Consider the following 287-nt stretch of genomic DNA (forward strand, 5'->3'; position numbering starts at 1 on the left):
CTCGACCTGAATGACACCTACCTCGGCACCGAGCCCTTGCACCCCAGTGAGTTGATGCCTACCGCGCTCGCCCTGTGTGAGAGCCTGGGCCGCAATGGTCGTGACTTCATCACGGCGCTCGCGGTTGGCTATGAGGCCAGCGCGCGCATCACCGACGTGGTGTCTTTCATGCGTCGCGGCTTTCATCCTTTGTGTGCGATGGCTTACGCCGCTCCGTTGATTGCGGGTCGCCTCTGGGGGCTCGGACCCAAGGAACTGGCCAACGCCGTGGGACTGTCGGCGGCGCG

At 64.8% G+C, this 287-nt stretch carries 1 protein-coding gene; it reads left to right on the forward strand.

The window, feature by feature from the left end; genetic code table 11:
* Positions 1-287: MmgE/PrpD family protein (locus RZA33_RS19440; RefSeq protein WP_317509687.1), on the forward strand; the 287-nt coding region annotated here is incomplete at both ends.

This window comes from Halovibrio sp. HP20-59 (genome assembly GCF_033052795.2).
Classification (GTDB): domain Bacteria; phylum Pseudomonadota; class Gammaproteobacteria; order Pseudomonadales; family Halomonadaceae; genus Vreelandella.